Annotated in this window: 15 protein-coding genes and 1 pseudogene; 13 read left to right on the plus strand and 3 right to left on the minus strand. The window is 62.3% G+C overall.

Annotated elements, in window-relative coordinates:
• Window positions 1-42 precede the first annotated feature (42 nt).
• Window positions 43-3258: pseudogene (locus C9I57_RS30440) on the plus strand (type I restriction endonuclease); the annotation flags it as partial.
• Entirely contained in the window at window positions 3258-3953 is a 696-nt protein-coding gene (locus C9I57_RS30445) for a M48 family metallopeptidase (RefSeq protein ID WP_107154240.1), read from the plus strand. The pseudogene C9I57_RS30440 and the gene C9I57_RS30445, both read left to right, overlap by 1 nt.
• Before the next feature lie 12 nt (window positions 3954-3965).
• Here C9I57_RS30445 and C9I57_RS30450 read toward each other — a convergent pair whose 3' ends face one another.
• Entirely contained in the window at window positions 3966-4874 is a 909-nt protein-coding gene (locus tag C9I57_RS30450; protein WP_107154241.1) for a helix-turn-helix domain-containing protein, read from the minus strand.
• Between the two features lie 502 nt (window positions 4875-5376).
• On the opposite strand from C9I57_RS30450, the gene C9I57_RS30455 reads away from it, so the two are divergent.
• From C9I57_RS30455 to C9I57_RS30485, 7 genes are all read left to right on the plus strand, one after another.
• Window positions 5377-5664, plus strand: a complete 288-nt coding sequence (locus C9I57_RS30455) for a hypothetical protein (RefSeq protein WP_107154242.1) — start codon at window positions 5377-5379, stop codon at window positions 5662-5664.
• Between the two features lie 496 nt (window positions 5665-6160).
• On the plus strand, window positions 6161-6562 hold the full coding sequence (locus C9I57_RS30460; RefSeq protein WP_107154243.1) for a DUF2946 domain-containing protein: 402 nt from the start codon (window positions 6161-6163) through the stop codon (window positions 6560-6562).
• 99 nt (window positions 6563-6661) lie between these two features.
• A complete protein-coding gene (locus tag C9I57_RS30465) occupies window positions 6662-7570 on the plus strand; it encodes a hypothetical protein (protein WP_258187909.1) in 909 nt (302 codons plus the stop codon).
• Window positions 7571-7572: 2 nt separating this feature from the next.
• Window positions 7573-7947, plus strand: a complete 375-nt coding sequence (locus C9I57_RS30470; RefSeq protein ID WP_107154245.1) for a copper resistance CopC family protein — start codon at window positions 7573-7575, stop codon at window positions 7945-7947.
• Between the two features lie 14 nt (window positions 7948-7961).
• On the plus strand, window positions 7962-8861 hold the full coding sequence (locus C9I57_RS30475) for a copper resistance D family protein (protein WP_181322014.1): 900 nt from the start codon (window positions 7962-7964) through the stop codon (window positions 8859-8861).
• Between the two features lie 408 nt (window positions 8862-9269).
• Entirely contained in the window at window positions 9270-9524 is a 255-nt protein-coding gene (locus C9I57_RS30480) for an AbrB/MazE/SpoVT family DNA-binding domain-containing protein (RefSeq protein ID WP_107154247.1), read from the plus strand.
• Window positions 9524-9886, plus strand: a complete 363-nt coding sequence (locus C9I57_RS30485; protein WP_107154248.1) for a type II toxin-antitoxin system PemK/MazF family toxin — start codon at window positions 9524-9526, stop codon at window positions 9884-9886. Before C9I57_RS30480 ends, C9I57_RS30485 begins: the two co-directional genes overlap by 1 nt.
• Before the next feature lie 142 nt (window positions 9887-10028).
• On the opposite strand, the gene C9I57_RS30490 is transcribed toward C9I57_RS30485, so the two are convergent.
• On the minus strand, window positions 10029-10325 hold the full coding sequence (locus C9I57_RS30490) for an addiction module antidote protein (protein ID WP_018440900.1): 297 nt from the start codon (window positions 10323-10325) through the stop codon (window positions 10029-10031).
• A gap of 3 nt (window positions 10326-10328) precedes the next feature.
• A complete protein-coding gene (locus C9I57_RS30495; RefSeq protein WP_107154249.1) occupies window positions 10329-10625 on the minus strand; it encodes a type II toxin-antitoxin system RelE/ParE family toxin in 297 nt (98 codons plus the stop codon).
• Between the two features lie 718 nt (window positions 10626-11343).
• On the opposite strand from C9I57_RS30495, the gene hflK reads away from it, so the two are divergent.
• The 4 genes from hflK to C9I57_RS30520 all read left to right on the plus strand — a co-directional run bounded on the left by hflK (window position 11344) and on the right by C9I57_RS30520 (window position 17467).
• Entirely contained in the window at window positions 11344-13245 is a 1902-nt protein-coding gene (hflK, locus tag C9I57_RS30505) for a protease modulator HflK (RefSeq protein WP_107154251.1), read from the plus strand.
• Window positions 13246-13311: 66 nt separating this feature from the next.
• Window positions 13312-14373, plus strand: a complete 1062-nt coding sequence (hflC, locus tag C9I57_RS30510; protein WP_107154252.1) for a protease modulator HflC — start codon at window positions 13312-13314, stop codon at window positions 14371-14373.
• The gene (locus C9I57_RS30515) at window positions 14370-15521 is read left to right on the plus strand and encodes an SPFH domain-containing protein (RefSeq protein WP_107154253.1); all 1152 of its coding nucleotides are present in this window, start codon (window positions 14370-14372) and stop codon (window positions 15519-15521) included. Before hflC ends, C9I57_RS30515 begins: the two co-directional genes overlap by 4 nt.
• Complete coding sequence (locus C9I57_RS30520; RefSeq protein WP_107154254.1) at window positions 15518-17467, plus strand: heavy metal translocating P-type ATPase; 1950 nt, start codon at window positions 15518-15520, stop codon at window positions 17465-17467. Before C9I57_RS30515 ends, C9I57_RS30520 begins: the two co-directional genes overlap by 4 nt.
• The last annotated feature ends 105 nt before the right edge of the window (window positions 17468-17572 follow it).

The raw sequence follows: 17572 nt of genomic DNA on the forward strand, positions 1-17572 counted from the left end.
AGAAGTAGAAAAACCGTTCGTCCTCCAACTCAAGCAACTGAACTGGACGCACCTGGAGGGCGACATCGACGACCCGGCCCTCAGCGGTCGGACCAGTTTTGCTGAGGTCATTCAAGGAGGTGTGCTGCGCAAACAGTTGCACGCCTTGAATCTCGGCCCCGGGGGCCAGCCGTGGCTTGACGAGGCGCGCGTCTCCGAAGCTGTATCGGTCCTCACTCGGCTCGGGACACATAAGCTAATGGAGTCCAATCAAAAGGCCACTGAGCTGCTGATCAAGGGCGTGACGGCCGAGGGTCTGCCGGGGTGGGATGGTGGGCGCGGCCAAACCATTCATTACATCGATTGGGAACATGCTGAACGCAACGAGTTCACGGTCGTCAACCAGTACCGCGTGGACTGTCCCCCCGGCTACAACAGCGGCAAGGCATTCATCGTGCCAGACCTCGTGCTGCTGGTGAATGGCATCCCGCTGGTGGTCGTCGAATGCAAAAGCCCGTCGATTCCCGAGCCGCTAGCCGAGGCAGTCGACCAGTTGCGACGCTATACGAACCAGCGCCACGCAGATCACGAAGTCGACGACAACGAAGGCAACGAGACGCTCTTTCACACGAACCAGCTGCTGATCGCGACGAGCTTTGACGAGGCACGCGTCGGGACGATTGGCGCGGCGTTTCGCCACTATGCGGCGTGGAAAACGGTAGTCCCGCGCACAGAAGAGGAAGTCGCTGCTGCGCTCAGCAAACCGCAGCTGTCGGAGCAGGAGCGGCTCATTGCCGGCCTTCTCGACAAGCGAACCCTGCTGGACGTGGTACGCCACTTCATTTTGTTCATGCAGGTGGACGGACAAACAGTCAAGGCGTTGTGTCGTTACCAGCAATACCGCGCCGTGATGCACGCGATCAAGCGTCTTCGCACGGGTAAAACACGGCTCGAGGACGGTGAATATGATCGCCGCGACGGCATCATCTGGCACACCCAGGGATCAGGCAAGAGTTTGACCATGGTGTTTCTCGTGCGAAAACTGCGCACCGACCCAAAGCTTCGCCGCTTTAAGGTGGTGATTGTCACCGACCGCACCGACCTCGAGAAACAGCTCTCCGGCACAGCCTCGCTGACGAACGAGACGGTAGAGAAGGCGACGACCGCGAATGGCCTGCGGCGGCTGCTACGCGCCCACGGACCAGGACTCGTGTTCGGGATGATTCAGAAGCAGCGCGGCGGCGACATGGCGAGCGATTCCGCGTCGGCGGACGACCCACTTGGTCATGCCCAGGTGCCCCAGATGGCGACGCAGGATGTGATCAACGCCGACGACACCATTCTCGTGCTCATCGACGAGGCGCACAGGAGCCAGGCGGGTGATCTGCACGCTGCCTCCAAGCGGGCCTTCCCAATGCCGCTCGCATCGGCTTTACCGGCACCCCCATCCTGATGGGGGAGAAGAAGCGAACGCACGAGATTTTTGGCGAGTTTATCGATCGCTACACGATTCGCGAGGCCGAGGCCGACGGCGCGATCGTCCCGATCCTCTATGAAGGCCGTACAGCACATGGCGTGGTGAAAGACGGGGCGAACCTCGACGAGCTGTTCGAAGACCTGTTTCGCGATCAAACCCCCGAGGAACTGGAGGCCATTCGGCAGAAATACGCCACCAAGGGGCAGATTTTCGAAGCGCCCGCGCTCATCGCGGACAAGGCGCGCGACATGCTGCGCCATTACGTCACCAACATCTTGCCGAACGGCTTTAAGGCGCAGGTGGTCGCATACAGCCGGCTGGCAGTCGTGCGATACCGTGAGGCGTTCCTGGCCGCGCGCGATGAGCTGCTCGTCCAAGCGCAAGCACTGAGCCCCGAACACAAAGCGCTCGACGACGAATCGCTGTGCAGCCGGCCGCGGGACATTCAGGCGCAGGTGCAGGCATGGCGCTACCGCGAAACATTGCAGGCCCTCGAATTCGCCCCCATCTTTTCGGGCAGCAACAACGACGACCCGGCATGGAAGCAGTGGACCGATGGCTCGGCGCAGGAGACGCGCATCGAGCGCTTCAAAAGACCTCTCTTTCATGCCGATCCCAGCAAGACCGACACGCTCGCATTCTTGATCGTCAAATCGATGTTGCTGACGGGGTTCGACGCACCGATCGAAGGCGTCATGTACCTTGATCGCCCGATCCGCGAAGCTGAGTTGCTTCAAACGATCGCTCGAGTGAATCGCACTGGATATGGCAAGCGGTTCGGCATCGTTGTTGACTATTTTGGGCTCGCGCACCATCTGAAGGAGGCGCTCGCCGTGTACGCCGCCGGCGACATCGAGGGCGCGCTGCAAAGCCTGAAGGACGAGCTGCCGGTGCTGCGTGACCGTCACATCCGCGTCGTCGATCTGTTCCGCCAACGCGGGATCGAGAACCTCGCCGATCACGAGTCGTGCGTCGAGGTTCTAAACGACGAGCGCCTGCGCGCCGAGTTCACCGTGAAGCTCAAGCAGTTCCTCGAGATGCTCGACGTCGTGCTGCCGCGCCCTGAAGGATTGCCGTTCGCCCCTGACGCCAAGCTGCTCGCCTTCATCTATGCGCGCGCCCGTAATCGCTACCGCGACACGCCGGTGCTCGGCAAAGACGTTGGGGCGAAGGTACGCAAGCTGATCGACGATCATGTGCTGTCGATGGGGGTCGACCCGAAAATCCCACCGGTGTCGTTGACCGATGCGGAGTTTGCGGCCAAGGTCGCCCGGGAACCCAACGACCGCGCCAAGGCGTCCGAGATGGAGCATGCGATCCGTGCGCATATCCGAGAGCACATGGATCAGGACCCGGTCACGTATCGGAAGCTCAGTGAACGGCTTCGCGACCTACTCGACCAAGTCGGCGAGCAGTGGGATGAGCTTGCCGCTGCCCTGCAAGGCTTGATCGATCAGATCCAGAGCGGGCGTGCTGCACATGACGATCGCTTGCCCGATCTCCCAGAGCACTACGGTCCCTTTTTGCGTCTGATGGTGGACGCGGCCGTCGGGGAAGATGAGTTGAGTGAGGCCGAACGCCAGCGCCTCGTCGACTTGGCGGTCGAGGCCGTGGACATGATCTCGGCCGAGTTGACGCCGAACTTTTGGCGCCCGACGCGACGCCCAGCACAGGATGCGTTGAGCAGCCGTATCTTCGAGCTACTGATGCGGTCGCGGTTATTACCGACACCCGGGATCGAAGCGCTGGTCGACAAGCTCATGGAACTGGCCCGCGCGAACCACGCTCAGTTGGTAAGCGTATGAAGACGTTGTCGGTGAACGATCTGCGATTTCAAGTGCGCCGCAGTGCTGCGCGGCGATCGCTTGAAATTACGTTGGATCGTGACGGTGACCTCATTCTCTCTGCCCCGCCGGGAGTTGACGAGGCTGCACTCCGCGACTTCGTACTGCGCAAGCGCATGTGGGTCTACAAGCAATTGGCGCGCAGGGAGGCGCTCAGCCGCGAGGTACGACGCAAAGAATTCACGGACGGCGAGGGATTTCTGTATCTCGGGCGCAGTTATCGGCTGCGTCTGGTTCCCGAACTCGATGTAGCAGTCAAGCTACAGAGCGGTCGCTTCTTGATGTCTAGTCGGCTCGTCGCGGAAGGCCGGCAGCATTTGATCCGCTGGTATTGCGATCGGGCGACACGTTGGCTGTCGGAGAAGGTGGGGGAGTATGCGGCCCGGATGGAAGTGAACCCGGCCAGCGTGCGCGTACAGGATCTCGGCTACCGCTGGGGCTCATGCGGCAAGGGCTCACGACTGTACTTTCACTGGAAGACGATCCTCCTGCCCGCGCGCATTGCCGAGTACGTCGTCGTGCATGAAATGGCCCATCTGCATGAGCCCCATCACACCCCCGAGTTCTGGCGGCGAGTTGAACGAGCGATGCCGGACTTTGACCGACGAAAAACATGGCTTGCCGAGCACGGCGCCGAAGTAGAGGGGCTTTGAGTTGAGTACATATCAGTCATTCTCTGCCAGCCACTCGGAGTACCGATTCCAAGCCACATCAATTGACCTGAGCGACCCCAGCCGAAAGAGAGTGCTTCGACGGTAGCCCTGTGAGTACAGGTTCACGAATGTATCGCTGTGGGCATGTTCGCCCTCGAGTTCAAGGCAATGCAAATCCGAGAGTGTCTCGTTTTCTAGCCCAAAAAACGCGCGCTCGCCCCTAGCAGTGTCGACAGCAACTCCGTCAAACCAGAGCCATGCCTTGTCTTCGCCACCTAGTGCATTAAGTACGCCGCGGGCCTTCTGTAAGAGCGACTTCGAATAAGGCGATGACTCATTTTCTAGCTCCTCTTCGCTCAGTTCGTCCCCGATGGCGAGCTCGCGCGCCAATTTATACACTTCTTCGTGTTCGTACGAAGGCATTGCTTCAATATCGTCGCTAACCAGTGCGATCCGCTCTATCTGACGGGCGTTGACGAATACCTGTCGGTTGTCGAGGCTGGTGAAGCAAAACCAGCCGACACCCTTTGAACTCACCCCTCCACCATTGAGGACCAACGAAAGCCGCCGTCGTTCACCAGCGGTGATCGGGAAATAGCGGTCCCGCTCGGAAACTTCGCTAGCTGACGCCTCGGGATCGCGCCTGCGTCGCAGATCAAAAGATGCTGCGCATGGACGGAACCGAATATGAAGCGTCCCATATGGGATGTCCGAATCCTCGTCAACCAATGTCTTGCGCGATTTGCCCAGCAAGTCATTTACGCTGCATCCAATAAGTACGGCAAGGTCCTTGAGATGGTTTGCCGGGATCTTGCCCCCCGGTCCCTCCCATCGGGCGATCGATTGCTGTGATACGCCCAGGTGCTTGGCCATATCTTGTTGCGTCAACCGCAGTTCGGTACGTGCTTTTTTCAGGCCCATGGCCGCCTCACTCGATCTTGAGTAATCTACTCAATATTGAGTAAAAGTCAAGCCGATGCCACAGGCGCATCGAAGCTCGGGCGGATGAGCGTTGTTGGACTGTGCGCCGGGTGTGCGGCGTGTAACGAATTTGACATAACCGCCAACGCGCTCGACGTACGCTGAGTCGTGCAGGACAATGCATTGCGACTCAACGAGGGTAGAAGAATGAAAAAGATGACGATGACGCGGGCGGACGGCTGGCTGCTGACGTAGCGGAAGGTGTGGCGAGACTCGAGCGGGGCGGGACAACTTGCCCATATTCAGCGGCGAGGAACTGCTAGCGCCATGGATAAAGAGACGCCCGAGATGCGAGCGAAGCCCGCGGCACCTTCCAGAGCATCACTTGAACCTTGCAAACGGCAGCTAAACCACCCATTCTTGAACCCACAAAGATGCTCGTTTCTACCCGCTTCTACTGGCGCCTATATGCCGGAAATACCCGGCTCCTTTATGCCGGAAGGTGACAAACCCGACTAAAGCGAGGCGTGCACGCGAGGATTGGGCCGCGCGGATCGTCGGATATGCCGCCCGCGCGCATCTTCTGGTTGCGCCGTCTGTCGTCTGTGGGACCGCCAAGACGGCGGCACGTGCCGCGCTACGGGCTGTCTATATCGGTGGTCCGCTGACGCCCACTGGCTACGCCATTCTTGCGGTGATCGTCGTAGCCGTCGCGCTCGTCGCGATGTTGGTCGCCACGTCGACCGGTAGCGAACTCGACGGGGCGTTACGTCTGAGCTGGTGGTTTTAACGAAGCGGGGCGGGCTTCACAGCTCCGCCATATTCCTGATGTCATATCCAAGTGCATTACGCAATCAATCAGCCGCCGGCAAGCGCGCACCCGCGCAGGCGGGCGGATTGCCGGGTGCGTACAAGCTCGGCTTCTGTTACAACAACGAGCGCTTTGCCGATCAGCGTTACAGCACGGACGGCCTGTCGCTCGGAGCGCGGTATGCCGTTGTCGCTCACATTTCAAACCGCAATCGCACGTATTGTGAGTCCTTGAGTAACCGGCGTTGCCGGAGGGCGCCGATCCAGAGCCCTCCGGCGCGCTGTCGAGATCGACCGTACTAAGCCGACATCGTGACCGACACGGTAACCGTTCGTCGGACTGGAACCCCCATCGACCGGAGAGCAATTCACGGGTATTGCGAGGCGGGATATCACTGTTTTATCTGTCGTAAGCCGCAGCTAAGCTGTCGGGAATTTTATCCAGAGTATTTCCGTCGACATCTCGTTGACCCGTCATGCTCAGCCGCCACCGTCAGAAGATCGGGGCTTTACTCGGGATGCTCGCCATCCTGCTGAGCATGGCCGCGCCGACGGTATCTCAGGTGCTGCTTCGCGCGCATGCCGACACTGAGCGCCCCTCGCATCACTGGCATCACGCGCATCATCTGGCGGCCCAAACCCCGCTTGGCCACGCAGGGTCCCCTACTCACCATCACGGTTCCGATTCGTCGTCGCTTTGCGACGCGTGCCCATATTGCGGATTCATCACGCACACGCCCGCGTTGCCAGGCGTGCGCGTGGCGCTCAGCGCTGCGGCGCAGCGCACTGAGTTCCCCCCGCCCGTCACAACCGCCGCATTCCGTCCGTACACGGTCCTGACGACGGCTCAACCGCGCGCGCCACCCGCCTTGTCCTGATCTTTGGTGACGCCTTTCCCGCGAGGTCGGCAAACGACATCTCGGAGCCGTCGCGCGTCTTTCGCGGCGACATGTCATTCATTCAATCAGGACTTGAACATGCGAACCACTCTCAAACGGGGCGCCGCAGCGCTGTGCGCGCTCGCTCCTTGCCTTTTTTCATTCGATGCCTCAGCCCATGCGGTGGCAGGCGATCGCGTATTCCCGGCCACCATGGCGGTCGACGATCCCGGCGTCGGGGATGAACTCAACCTCGATTTCGGCCACCTCCAATCCGACACGGGTGACGGCGACAAGCAGAACAACAACACGACGACGCTCGAATGGGACAAGCGGATCACGCCCAGTTTCCAGCTTTCCGTGACAGGCACTTACGTCAATATCAACGCGCCGAATGGCGGCTCGGCGCGCGGCTTCGACAATTGGCAAGTCGGCGCCAAGTACCGCTTCTACGTGAATGAAAAACACGAGTTCATGGCCTCGCTCGGTGCGTTCGCGGAGCTTGGCGGGACCGGCGCACATTCGATCGCCAATCCGCACTCGGCCGTGACGCCGACGCTTTACCTCGGCAAGGGATTCGGCGACCTGCCCGATAGCCTGAAATACCTGAAGCCGCTGGCAATCACGGGGACCGTCGGCCCGCGCATAACGTTGAACAGCGCCGATCCGAATTCGTTGAGCTGGGGCGTCACCGTGCAATACAGCCTGCCGTATCTGCAGACCTTCGTGCAGGACGTGGGACTCAAGGCGCCGTTCAAGTACCTGATCCCGGTCGTCGAGTTTCCGATGAGCACCTGTACCGCCAGCCCGTGTTCGGGCCACACGACCGGGACGATCAATCCCGGCGTGATGTGGCTCAATCGCTGGGGCCAGTTCGGCGTGGAGGCGCAGATTCCGGTCAATCATGCAAGCGGAACGGGCGTCGGCGTCCTGCTGCAGGCGCATCTTTACCTCGATGACGTGTTCCCCAACACCATCGGCAAACCGCTTTTCGGAAAGGGAGAATAGCGATGCCTCAATTCAAGCGTCTTCGTCGCGGCTCATGCGCAGTGGCCATCGCAATCGGCATCCTGACCGCGTCATCAGCTTTCGCGCATGTGTTCCCGCAAACGCAGACGCCCCCGGCCGGCGCGGAAGTGGCGGCGCCCCCAAACGTGACGATCGTGTTTGACGGTACACTCGAGCCCACATTCAGTTCGCTGACGGTCAGCAATTCGACGGGCAAGCAAGTCAACACGGCCAAGTCCGCAATTGACCCGAACGACAAGAAGTCAATTAGCGTTGCGCCACCAGCGTTGCCGCCCGACAAGTACACCGTGTATTGGGTGGCCGTCGCCTCGGACGGGCATCGAACGCATGGCGACTATTCGTTCAGAGTGAAGTGATGGATGCGGCGTCGATGTTCGCGTCGATCATGGCGGCCGCTGCCAACATGTCGTTTGCATTCGCCGTTGGTGCGTGTCTCATCGGACTGATGTTGCACGGCGCGTCGCCGCTCACGCGCGGGGGGCTGCGATGGTTTGCGATCGTTGGCGTCGCGATCCTGATCGTTGCGGATGTCGCCAATTTGGTCCTGGAAGCAGCACTGATGAGTGGGTCGGCGTTGCGTGTCGCGTTTGCATTGATCGTGCCGGTGTTGACTGAATCGCATTTTGGCGCAGCGTGGCTCTCCGGGTTTGTTGCGCTCATCGTCTGGGCAGGGTTGCTGGCCGTGTCACCGTGGTTTGGACGGCCAGCCCCGATGAGCGTCGCGCTGCTCGCCGCCGCAGTCTTCGCGTTCAGCAAGGCGGCGTCGAGCCATGCGGCCGATGCCGGCGACTTCGCTATGCCGGAGTGGATTCACTGGGTGCATCTCTGCGCAACCGCTGCCTGGGCCGGGCTAGTGATCGCCAGTGGGTATTCCATATTGCCCACGCTACGCGCGGCGTCGCCCGGCGAAGCTCTCTCTCGGTTCGTCGGGCAATTGTCCCGCGTCGCTCTCGTTGCCTTCTCGCTGGTCATCGTGACGGGCATTTACAATGCCGATCGCGGGCTTGGGGGCTCTCTCGCGCCACTCGGACGGAGCGAGTGGGGCATCATTCTCGACGTCAAACTTGTTCTTGTCGCGGTCGCGACCGTCTTGGGCGGCGTCAATAGGTACGTCTATCTACCGCGCATACGAGGAAACGTAGGAGGAGGCGCCACTAATTCGTTCTTGATCATCTTAAGGGCCGAGGCGATCGCTATGCTCGGCGCCCTGTCTGCCGCCGCGGTGCTCGCTCACATCGCGCCAGGGACATACCCAGGCGCCTTGCCATGAACGCGGCAGCAGCGCGGTCGTCGCCAAACGCAAATCAGTCAGCGCTTTTCCCACAATTTCCGCAAGACGCGAGCCGATTTTGGGTTTGGGGGTAGGTTTGTGGGTAAGGGCGTCTGCCTGAAGTGGAATCCATAACTGACGGGGCTTTCCGGACGTTACTTGACTGTCCCTCTCTCCGCCAGTCAAGCTTCTCAGGCGTTCTCGCCAAATCCCAGACAATCTCTCAAACCCTTGCCGGACGGGGGAATTGGGGGGGCGATCTTCTTGCTTCCTCTCAGCGCCACTCGCACGATCGCCCCATCAGTTGGGGGTAGAGATTGCGTGTGGCCGCCATGGTCGCGACGTCGCTACGAATGACGTTTAGACGCGTTGCTAGACTTGTTTAGACGTTACAAGGAGGTTTGCATCATGGCAAAAACGGCAACGCTTACGATCCAGAAATGGGGAAACAGCCTGGCAGTCCGCATTCCTGCGGCAGTCGCGCGGTCTGCGCATTTCGAGGTGGATCAGGAGGTCGAGGTTTCGGCGGATGAGATCGGCGTGACGGTGCGCCCAGTGGGGCCGCGCAAGCTGACGCTCGAGGAGAAGCTGGCGAAGTTCGACCCCGTGAAGCATGGTGGCGAGGCGATGGCCACCGGCCGCATCGGTGCGGAGGTGTTCTGATGGCGGGAGCTTTGTGGGCGCCCGATCGTCGCGACATCATTTGGATCGACTGCAACCCCCACGTGGGCCGCGAGATGATTGATCTGCATCCCATGCTGGTCCTGTCGCCCAAGGTGTTCAACGAGCGGACGGGCATCGTCATCGGACTCCCGATGACGACCGCCGAGTTCAACGACACGAACCCGTTTGCGATCAAGTTCAAAGGGCCGAAAAACGTCACAAGTTACGTGCTAGGCCATCAGCCGAAGTCGTTCGACTGGCGAGCGCGGGGCGCGAAAGCGCATCCTTGGAAGCGCGTGCCGGACGAGGTGTTCGCGGCTGCATGTGAGCAGTTGAATCAGATCATCGCGATTTGCGACTAGGAAAATACCAATCACATAGCGCAAGCCGGTGCTCACTTCCGCCGCATCCCGGAATCGGACGTGCGACAGGCATGCACTAGTCGCTCTCGTCATAGGCCTATCGGCTTTCACGAGTGCTCGTGCGTAGGCGTTCTGCAGCACGTCACGCGGACAATGGCTCAGGATGCAGACGTAAGCCGAGTGCGCGTATAACCTTGAGCATGGTCGAGAAGTCGGGGCTTCGCTCGCCGGATAACGCCTTGTACAAGCTTTCGCGGGAAAGGCCCGCATCGCGGGCAACCTGCGTCATACCACGCGCGCGGGCTACGTCGCCGAGCGCCTTGGCGATGAACGCGGCATCGTCGCCCGCCTCTTCGAATGCGGCTTCGATGTATAGACGCATTTCCTCTTCGTTGCGCAGATGTTCGGCAACGTCGTATCGCGTAGTCGTAGTTGCCATGTTTCAAACCTCCAGTTCGCGAGTCATGCGGAGCGCCTGTTTGATGTCGCTGTCCTGTGTGCGCTTATCGCCGCCGCACGGCAGCAAAATCCAGACGCCGCGCCGCTGTGTGAAGTACACGGGGTATCCGGGGCCGTAGTCGATGCGCAACTCCGAAACGCCTTCGCCATCCGGCTTGACGTCGCCGGGATTGCCGTCCGCGAGCCGCTGGAGACGGACCTGAATGCGGGCACGCGCGCGGAGGTTCCGCAAGTCATCAAGCCAGCAGGCAAATTCAGGGGTCTTGCGCAGTTCGATCATGTTCAAACTGTAGTCTACTGGCTACGGTTTGTCAATCGTCCGTGTTGGCCGCATTCGCGTTCGGATCGAGGACAAAGTACAGTGTCCGTTCTTCGTGAGCAAACCTTCGGGCAGAGGAGCCGCGCCGGGCTGGTGAGGGCGTTCGGCTTATCGAGAAGAGCCCACAACCTCGCTCTTGCGGATCTCGTGTTGGGGGAGAGGCGGGCCGGTCCAGACAACTGCATCCCCTCAGCGCTCTGCGCGTCGCGAGCGAAATCGATCCTGGGTACTATGCCGACGGCGGCGGGCTCACTAAATCCAGTCGGGATTTTTGCCGGCTTGGACACGTCCGTCCTGTCGATCCCAACCAAACGTGTCGATCGTCGTCTGATCCTTGCAGTGTCGCGGCCCGAAATTCAAGCGATTCTTGTTGCTCCTGACCTCTCGACCCGTGCTAACGACGTGATCATGCGATGCTGCTAACGATGTATAACACCGGCGCACCGATAACGATTGAGGCGCCCACCAAGCAGCGTACATACCGCACGAGGCCGAACGCTTAATCCTGTGCGCGCTCGTCGATTTCGGAGGCTGATCGAGCGACGTTACAATCCTGGGCTCCGAGTAACCAGCTCGCTCCGAACCTTGAGTTCCATCTGCCGGCAAGCTACATTCGGCGTCACGCGCGGTTTCCGGCGCCGCGAAGCACACCGTTTGCAACGTTGGCAAAGGGGATGGGATGTCGTTACTGGCGAGGCATGAACGAACGCATGAGCATCGGCAGATCGCCGACTACCAGTGGGCCGGACGAATAGCGGCCGGACTTGGGGTCGCCTTCGCGCTCGCAAGCCTCGCCGGCGCTCTGCCGGTCGACGTCCGCTGGGGCGCGCCGCTCGCGAGCGCGTGGCTCAATGCTTTCGTCGTCGCAAACGGCGCGCGTCTTGCGCTTTTCCACCGCGTTGCGCGACCGACACGCAAGCGCGACTGGCGCCTTCTCGCTAAGGCGCTGTGGCGATCCGTACGTCACCAGCGCGGCAGAGTGGCGCTCTTCGTCGTTGTTCGTTCGATTCCTTGGCAGCCATGGGGTGCATGTGCGTTCGCGTGCGCATCGGTGGCGATCGCTGCAGTGGCTTGGCGGCTCTTCGGCCCTGCTGCGTTGGTTCGCGCGGCGATTTCGCCGGCGCCCGCCGTCGTCGCCGGCACATTCCTGCTCGTTCACGCGTTTCTCGTGCTCGTTGCCGAACGCTTCTTTCAGGCACAAGCGGAGGGGTCGCCGATGGCGGCATCGCTTGCGCGCATGCTGCGTGTTGTGCTTTTGACCTCGCTTGCCGCCGCCGCGGCGAGCGCATGGCTTGCGTACCGCCACACCGCGCTCGATTGGGCGTTGCGCACAGTTGCGGCGTTCAATGCGGTGATCGCGCTCGAGCTGGCGGTGCGCGCCGCGCTGTTCTGGTTCTTGCCGAAGGCCTCGCGTACAGGCTCGCCGCCTGTGCCGGCGAGTGCGTTGGCCGGCATGCTTCGCTTGCATCCGTCGCCGTTCGCCGCGCTTGCGGCCGGACTACGCAACCAGTACGGCGTTGATTTCCGGCAAAACTGGGTGCTGCAGAGCTTCGTGCGCCTCTTGCCGGCGACGTTAGCCGGAATCGGCGCGTGCGCGTGGTTGCTCACTTCGGTCGTTATCCTCGGGCCCGATCAGCGCGCAGTCTACGAACGATTCGGCGCACCCGTCGCCGTCTTGCAGCCGGGCCTGCACGTCGGGCTGCCATGGCCGTTCGGTGCGGCGCGACTCGTCGACAACGGCGCGGTCCATCAGGTCATCGTTTCGGGAAGTGCCGACGACAGCAGCATCGCCGCGCCTTTTGCGCGTGCCGACGACCGTACACCCGAGCAACTGAACCGGCTCTGGGACGTCGCCCATCCGTGGGAGACGACTCAGGTCATCGCGGGCGCGAGCGGTGAGCAGCAGAACTTTCAGGTCGTCAGTGCAGATGTCAGACTTGACTATCGAGTCGGGGCCTCGGACGCCGACGCGCGCGCCGCGCTTTATCGCGCCGCTGACGTCGAGGCCTCGGTGCGCTCAATTGCCAATCGCGAGGTCGTGCGATACCTCGCTTCGCACACGCTCGAGTCGTTGCTCGAAGCGAGTCAGACCGCCATGGCGGCAAGCGTGCGCGCGGGCGTGCAGGGACAGCTCGACAGGCTCGGCGCCGGCGTCGAAGTCCTGGCTGTCGTGATCGAAAGCATTCATCCGCCGGCGGGCGCGGCCGCTGCTTACCACAGCGTGCAAGCCGCGCAGCTGAGCGCGCAGGCAAGTGTGGCGCTCGCGCGCGCCTATGCCGCCAGTGAACTCGGCGATGCGCAGGAGCAGGCGCTGCAAGACGTCGCGCGCGCAGGCGCCGAGGCCGCGGATACGCTCGCTCGCGCTCGCGTGCAGCAAGTCGATTTCGAGGCCGACCTCGACGCGTCGAGGCTCGGCGGTCCCGCATTTCTCTTCGAGTATTACCTGCAGAAGCTTCAGAAAGGGCTGCAAAATGCGCATCTCACGGTTATCGACGACAGGCTCGCCGAAGGCGATCGCGCTACCATCGATCTGCGTGTCTATCCGTCCGGCGATCTGGCCGGCGCGCAACGCAACGAATGAGCTTCGACGACATGCGCAGGCGCTACATATCGCCGGGCAGCCGGCAGCCGGAAGCGAGGTGAGGCCGTGAGCTTCTGGGACGCCCATTCCCATTCGCACGGTCAGGCTCATGATCGCGAGCACGATGCGCACGAGCACCGGGGCGCCCCGTCGGGCGGCAACCGTTTCCGTCTGCGCGTGGCCATTGCATTGCTATGTGTCGTCATTGCAGCAGCTGTGGCGAGCTTCATTCAGGTACGCGCAGGCGAAGCCACTGTCGTGACGCGCTTTGGCCAGCCCGTTCGCGTGCTGCTCGATCCTGGTCTCGCGTGGCGGTTGCCTGCGCCGATCGAAGCCGCGATGCCCGTCGATCTGCGCTTGCATACGACCTCAAGTGGCCTGCAGGATGTTGGCACGCGCGACGGCTCGAGAATCATCGTTCAGGCCTATGTGGCCTGGCGCGTCGGGGCCGATCCCGACGACGTCGGCCGCTTCGTGCGCGCCGTGCGTAACGAGCCCGATGAAGCCGCGCGACAGATCCGCTCGCTCGTTGGCTCTGCGTTGCAGACGACCTCTGCCGGCTTTGAGCTTCGCTCACTCGTGAACACCGATCCGGGAAAGGTGCGGATCGCCGATTTCGAGGACGCATTGCGCCGCCAGATTGACGCGCAACTGCACGCGGCTTACGGGGTTCAGGTCGTTCAAGTCGGACTCGAGCGCTTGACGCTGCCTGCGGTGACGCTTGCTGCCACTGTCGAGCGTATGAGCGCCGAGCGCGAAACGGTCGCTGCGCAGCGCATGGCGGATGGCAAGCGCGAAGCGGCGCAGATTCGCTCGGACGCGGACCGCGAAGCCAGAATCAAAGTGGCCGACGCGACAGTCGAAGCCGCCAACATCGAAGCGGCTTCGCGCAAGGATGCGGCGGCGATATACGGCAAAGCCTACGCCGGCAATCCGCAGCTTTATACGATGCTGCGTTCGCTGGACACGCTCGATTCGGTCATCAATGCAAACACCAATTTGGTCTTGCGCGCCGATGCCGCACCGTTCAGCGTGCTCGTTCGAGGCCCGTTGGGCGCCGATACGCCGCAGGCGCCTGCGACGGCGGGCGCATCGCCGGCAACCAAGCGAGCCGGGCATAGACCATGAGCTCCGATGCGAATACGTCGCAGCTAGGGCCCGGCGCGCAGGCAGTACGCTTGACTTTCTGGTTCATCGTCGCACTCGCGGCGCTTGCGGCGCTTGCGTGGGGCACGTCGAACGTGCGCCGCATCCCCGCCGATAGCCGTGCTGTCGTCACGCGTTTCGGTGCATTCGTGCGGACACAGGATGCCGGTCTCGTGATCGCGTGGCCGCGCCCGTTCGAGAGCGTAGCGCTCGTGCCGGGCGGGGCGAGCGTGCTCGCGCTGCAGATTCAGTCGCTCGAGCGCGACCCGCGGGCACGCGCTGCCGATCCGGCGAGAAGTGCCGACGCGTTGCAGGATTCACGGATGGGACCGGCAACTGAGCCGGGCGATGATGCATCGCCCGATGCCAATGCACAGACCGGTAACACGACGGCAACCGACAGTGGCTTGTTGCCCGATGCGTTGGCCGGCTCCGGCTACCTGCTCACGGGTGACAACGGCGTCGTGCAATTGAGCGCGACGTTGTATTACCGCGTTGCCGATCCGTATGCCTATATCTTGCAGAAGGACCGGCTCGACGCGGCGCTTGAGCGGATCGTTTCGGCTTCGGCCGTAGAGATCGTGGTGGGGCGCGATCTCGACGCGATTCTTGTCGCGCGCCCTGAAGCGCTGCGCTCGGATCAAACGATGGCACTTGAGCGAGAGCGATTGCGCGACGACCTTGCGCAGGCGATTGAGCAGCATTTGCGTGCGCTCGAGGCGGAGCATGCGGGACTCGGAGTGGACGTATCGCGCGTCGACGTGCAAGCTGCGTTCCCCGCAGCGGCGGCAGATGCGTTCAACTCCGTGCTGACGTCTTTGCAGCAAGCCGAGCGCGATATCGCGGAAGCTCGTACGGCGGCCGAGCACAGAAGACAGGAGGCGCAGCAAAGCGCCGACCGGATCGCCGAGGATGCGCGGGCAAGCGGGGCCGAGCGCGTCGCCACGGCTCAAGCCAGCACGGCCGTCATCCAGCAGCTCGAGGTCCCGCTGCAAGGTCATGGCGATCCCGGACTGACCGCACGCGCCTATCGCGATCGCATCCAGCGGATTCTCGCGAAAGCGGCTCACGTGACGACGATCGATCCGCATGACGCGTCGCATCTGATCTTGCCTGGGAATATTCGATGAGCACCGAGGTCGAGCCGATCCTGGAACGGGTAGCCGACGAGCAAGCGGCGCCACCGGAAAAAGCTACGTCGATCGCGCTATCGGCGGCCGAACGCCGTGCCGTGACCCGGCGAATCGCTCTTGCACTGATCGCGGGCGGACTGCTTGCGTTGTCGTTTGCATCGGAATACCTGGGCGCGACGCAAGAGTCGGTTTCGCAGGTGCTTGCGGGATTGGCGTCGCTGATCGTCGCGGGCCCCGTCTTTGCGAGTGCGTGGATAAGTCTCCAACGCCCCAGCCTGCATGGCGTGACGGATCGCCTGATTGCGTTGGCGATTCTCGCCGCATGGGCGACAGGCGATATGAGGACGGCGGCGCTGCTGCCGATCGTGATGACGTTCGGCCATGCACTGGAAGAGCGCAGCGTGCTCGGCTCGCAAGAGGCGATTCGGGCGCTGGCACGGCTAACTTCGGGCAACGTGCGCCGGGTGAACGCCGCTGGCATTGTCGAGGAGGTGCCGTACGAGTCGCTATGTGCCGGTGACCTCGTCGAAGTGGTGGCCGGTGCGCGTATTCCGGCGGACGGTGTCGTGCGGCACGGAGTGTCGAGCGTCGACAATGGGCCAATTACCGGCGAATCGGTGCCGCTCGACGCGAGCGAAGGAAGTGCCGTGTTCGGTGGAGCGATGAACCTCGATGGGCCGCTGCGTATCGAGGTCACGCATGCGGGAAAGCAATCGACGCTTGGCAAGATCATCGAGCTCATGCAACGCGCCGAGCGAGCGAAGCCGCCGATCACGCAGGTTCTTGAACGGTACATGGGCGGCTATTTGACACTCGTCCTCGTGATCGCGGCGATCGTCTGGTTCACATCTTCGAACGCGATGACGATGTTGGCCATCATCGTTGCGGCGTGTCCGTGCGCGCTGGTGCTCGCGGCGCCAGCGACGGCCATTGCGGGTATCGCCGTCGGCGCACGGCACGGCATTTTGTTTAGGAGTGCTGCGTTTCTCGACAAGCTCGCAGAAATCGATTCCCTTGTGATCGACAAGACCGGTACGCTGACGTACGGCGAGCTGCATGTTGCGGAACTGCTCTTGCAGCCAGGCGTCGATTCGGCGCGTGTGGTCGAACTCGCTGCTCGGCTTGGCGAAAGCAGTGCGCATCCCGTGAGTCGGGCTCTCGTGCGCTATGCCTCGGCAGTGGCGCCGTCCAGCCTCGATCGCGAGCCTTTCGAGCACACTCGTGAGTTGCGCGGGCTCGGAGTCCTGAGTGACACGCCGGCAGGCGTCGCCGTGCTCGGCCGTCAAGCGCTGCTCGAGCAGCATGTCGAGGGCTTGCCGCCACCTCCCGAGCACGTCGACGGGCCTTGCGTGGGCCTCGCCCTGAACGGAAAGCTGCTCGCGTGGTTCGCGTTTGCTGATGCCCTGCGCGCCGAAGCGCGCGATGCGCTCGCCGATCTGCGCACGCTGGGGCTGGCGCGCCAAGCGCTCCTGACGGGGGATCGCGCGCCAGTGGCCAGGCGGCGCGCGGTCGAGGTCGGAATCGAGACAGTGGTGTCACAGGCCTTGCCACACGACAAGCTCGATTTCGTCACGCAGGAAATGAAAGCGGGCCATCGTCCGCTCGTCGTCGGAGATGGCCTCAACGATCTGCTCGCGATCAAGGCGGGTGCGACCAGCATCGCGATGGGCGAGCGCGGTATCGACATCGCGGTGGCTTCTGCCGATGTCGTACTGCTCAGCGACGATCTGCGGCGCATCGCGACATGTATCCGTTTAGGCAGGCGATGCAGGCGCACCGCAACGATTAACGCCGCGATTGGCCTCGCCTGGACGGTCGGGGTCATCGCACTCGCGGCGGCAGGGCCGTTGAGCGCGGTGTGGGTGGCTATTTTGCACAACGTCGGCACGTTCGTCGTGATCGCCAACGCCGGCAGGTTGCTACGAATCGACGAAAGCGCGTGATTCCTCCGCGAAAAGCACGAAGCCACCATCCGCTCCCCGCGTCGAAGAGGCCGCGGGAAACCGCAGCCCCCATGACCACAGGTTCTTGACCACAGGTTCTTGCGA

Source organism: Trinickia symbiotica, assembly GCF_003028655.1.
Classification (GTDB): Bacteria; Pseudomonadota; Gammaproteobacteria; order Burkholderiales; family Burkholderiaceae; genus Trinickia; species Trinickia symbiotica_A.